The sequence below is a fragment of the Alsobacter sp. genome, assembly GCF_059501845.1.
In genome coordinates this window covers 1-3355 of the sequence record NZ_JCACDK010000010.1, presented here as the reverse complement: position 1 = coordinate 3355, position 3355 = coordinate 1, and the positions used below count along the sequence as shown (strand labels likewise).

The following is a 3355-nucleotide window of genomic DNA, read 5'->3' as shown; positions in this document are numbered from 1 at the left end:
ACATGGGAGGACGCGATGGCGAGTGGGATGCAATTGCCGCGTGAGGATTTGTTGAAGGCGTATCGCCGGATGCGGACGATCCGTGATTTCGAGGATGCGGTTCACGACGAGTTTTCGGCGGGCAACATTCCGGGCTTCGTGCATCTTTATGCGGGCGAGGAGGCGTCGGGGGTCGGGTTTTGCATGCATCTGGGGGATCACGACGCGATCGCCTCGACGCATCGCGGGCATGGCCACTGCATTGCCAAGGGCGTCGACCCCAAGGGGATGATGTTCGAGATCTTCGGCCGCAAGGAGGGTCTGTGCGGCGGCAAGGGCGGTTCGATGCACATCGCCGACATGTCGAAGGGCATGCTGGGCGCCAACGGCATCGTCGGCGCGGGCGGGCCTCTGGTGTGCGGCGCGGCGCTGTCGGCCAAGCTGATGAAGACGGGCGGGGTTGCGATCTGCTTCGTCGGCGACGGCGGCTCCAACCAGGGCACGATCTTCGAGAGCTACAACCTGGCCAAGGTGTGGAACCTGCCGGCGATCTTCGTGGTCGAGGACAATGGCTATGCCGAGTCGACGGCCTCGGGCTGGTCGGTCGGCGGTTCGCAGACGGCGCGCGGCGAGGGCTTCGGCATGCCGGTGAAGCAGGTCGACGGCTTCGACTTCTTCGCCGTCTACGAGGCGGCCTCGGAGGCCATCGAGCGGGCCCGCGCCGGCCAGGGGCCGTCGCTGCTGCACGTCAAGCTGACGCGCTACTACGGCCATTTCGAGGGCGACGCGATGACCTATCGCGGCAAGGACGAGGTGAGCCAGCTCAAGGCGGCCAATGACTGCCTGGAGCGCTTCAAGAAGCGCGTCACGGATGCCGGCCTGCTGAGCCGGGAGGAGCTCGACGCCATCGACCGCGAGGTGAAGTCGGAGATCGACCAGTCTCTGGCCGAGGCCAAGGCGGCGCCGATGCCGACCGAGGCGGACCTGCTCACCGACGTCTACGTGCGCTACTGATCCTGGGAGGGAAGAATGTCCAAGAAGAGCTATCGCCAGGCGATCAACGAGGCGCTGCGCCAGGAGATGGAGCGCGACGAGCGCGTCATCGTCATGGGCGAGGACGTGGCCGGCGGCATGGGCGCGCCGGGCGAGGACGATGCCTGGGGCGGCCCGCTGGGCGTGACCAAGGGGCTGATGCCGAAGTTCGGGCGTGACCGGGTGCTGGACACGCCGATCTCCGAGTCGGCCTTCATCGGGGCGGCGGCGGGGGCTGCGGCGACGGGGCTTCGTCCCGTGGCCGAGCTGATGTTCGTCGACTTCATGGGGGTCTGCTTCGACCAGATCTTCAACCAGGCGGCGAAGTTCCGCTACATGTTCGGCGGCAAGGCGGTGACGCCCCTGGTCGTGCGCACCATGTACGGGGCGGGCTTCCGGGCGGCCTCGCAGCACTCGCAGTGCCTCTACCCGCTGTTCACCCACATTCCCGGGCTGAAGGTGGTGGTGCCCTCCAACGCCTACGAGGCCAAGGGCCTGCTGATCCAGGCGATCCGCGACGACGACCCGGTCGTCTTCTTCGAGCACAAGGCGATGTACGACGAGGAGATGGAGGTTCCCGACGAGCCCTACACCATCCCCTTCGGCCAGGCCAACGTGACGCGCGAGGGCGACGACGCGACGATCATCACGGTGGGCCGGATGGTCAACTTCGCCAACCAGGCGGCCGACGCGCTGGCCAAGAAGGGCGTGTCGGTGACGGTGGTCGACCTGCGCACGACCTCGCCGCTGGACGTCGAGACGGTGCTGGAGACGGCGCAGGAGACGGGCCGGGTGGTGGTGGTGGACGAGGCGCATCCGCGCTGCTCGATCGCCACCGACATCTCGGCGCTGATTGCCGAGAACGCCTTTGCCGCGCTGAAGGCGCCGATCAAGATGGTGACGGCGCCGCATTCGCCGGTGCCGTTCTCGCCGGCGCTGGAGGACCTCTACATCCCCTCGGTGGCGCGCATCGAGGCGGCGGTTCAGGACGTCGTGGGCTACAGCCGGGCCAAGGCCGCCGAGTGACGGGCCGGATGATGAAGACGGCCGCGGAATGATGCGCCGCGGGCGCGCCGGGCGGCCTTCGGGGCCGGCCCGGCGCGGACCGCCTCCGGCCCAGGCCGGCGGCGCGCGGGCGCACGAGGACACACCAGAGGACGAGGCGTGGTACCCGGCCGCGACGGCGCGGGAGGGCTTTGCGCGCCGCAGCGGGAGAAGTGACATGACGATCGAAGCCATCGTGATGCCCAAATGGGGTCTGGCCATGGAAGAGGGCACGCTGACCAAGTGGTCGGTGACGCCGGGGCAGGCGGTGAGCAAGGGCCAGGAGATCGCCGACATCGAGACGACGAAGATCGCCAACGCCTTCGAGAGCCCGGCGACGGGCACGGTGCGCCGCCTGGTGGCGCCGGAGGGCGAGACGCTGCCGGTGGGCGCGCTGCTGGCGGTGGTGGCCGAGCCCTCCGTTCCCGACGCCGACGTCGACGCCTATGTCGAGAAGTTCCTGGCCGAGTTCACGCCGCCGGAGAAGAAGGGCGGCGGCGGGCCGGACACCCGGATGGTGGAGGCCGGGGGGCTGCAGGTGCGCACGCTGGCCGCCGGCGAGGGCGACGGCACGCCGGTGCTGCTGGTGCATGGCTTTGGCAGCGACCTGATGTCGTGGCTGTTCACGCAGGAGCCGCTGGCGCAGGGGCGCAAGGTGTATGCCTTCGACCTTCCCGGCCATGGCGGCACGAGCAAGGCGGTCCAGGACGCCGACGTGGCCGGGCTGGCCCGCGCGACGCTGGCGGTGATGGACGCGCTGGGCCTCGACAAGGCGCATCTGGTCGGCCATTCGCTGGGCGGCGCGGTGGCCTTGCACATGGCGCTGAACGCGCCGGGGCGTGTGGCGAGCGCCAGCCTGATCGCGCCGGCGGGGCTGGGCCCCGACATCAACATCGCCTTCATCGACGGCTTCATCGCCGAGAGCCGTTCGCGCAAGCTGCGCGCGGTTCTGCAGGACCTCGTCGTCGACCCCGGCCTGATCAGCGCCGACATGGTCGAGGAGGTGCTGAAGTTCAAGCGCCTGGACGGGGCCGAGGACGCGCTGCGCAAGATCGCCGACGCCAACTTCGCCGGCGGCACGCAAAAGACCATCCTGAAGGACAAGCTCTCCGGCACGCTGCCGCCGATCACCGTGATCTTCGGCGTCGAGGACCGCATCATCCCCGCCCGCCACGCCGACGGCCTGCCCGCCTCCATCAAGGTCGTCAGGATCGAGGGCGCCGGCCACATCCCCCACATGGAAAAAAGCTCCGACGTCAACACCGCCATACAGGACACCATCGCCAAAGCCGAAGGGTGA

Annotated in this window: 3 protein-coding genes; all 3 read left to right on the top strand. The window is 69.0% G+C overall.

What is annotated here, in order from left to right:
* Positions 1–27: 27 nt before the first annotated feature.
* The 3 genes from AC5JCN_RS07440 (at position 28) to AC5JCN_RS07430 (ending at position 3355) form a co-directional block, all read left to right on the top strand.
* Positions 28–993 (top strand): thiamine pyrophosphate-dependent dehydrogenase E1 component subunit alpha, encoded by a 966-nt coding sequence (locus AC5JCN_RS07440; RefSeq protein ID WP_495754405.1) that lies wholly within the window; start codon positions 28–30, stop codon positions 991–993.
* Between the two features lie 15 nt (positions 994–1008).
* Positions 1009–2037, top strand: a complete 1029-nt coding sequence (locus tag AC5JCN_RS07435) for an alpha-ketoacid dehydrogenase subunit beta (protein ID WP_495754404.1) — start codon at positions 1009–1011, stop codon at positions 2035–2037.
* A 196-nt stretch (positions 2038–2233) separates the two neighbouring features.
* Positions 2234–3355, top strand: coding sequence for an acetoin dehydrogenase dihydrolipoyllysine-residue acetyltransferase subunit (locus tag AC5JCN_RS07430; protein WP_495754403.1), 1122 nt, complete (start codon positions 2234–2236; stop codon positions 3353–3355).

Coding starts and splice junctions, on each gene's coding strand:
- AC5JCN_RS07440 (WP_495754405.1), top strand. CDS start 28: ATGCAATTGCCGCGTGAGGATTTGTTGAAGGCGTATCGCCGGATGCGG.
- AC5JCN_RS07435 (WP_495754404.1), top strand. CDS start 1,009: ATGTCCAAGAAGAGCTATCGCCAGGCGATCAACGAGGCGCTGCGCCAG.
- AC5JCN_RS07430 (WP_495754403.1), top strand. CDS start 2,234: ATGACGATCGAAGCCATCGTGATGCCCAAATGGGGTCTGGCCATGGAA.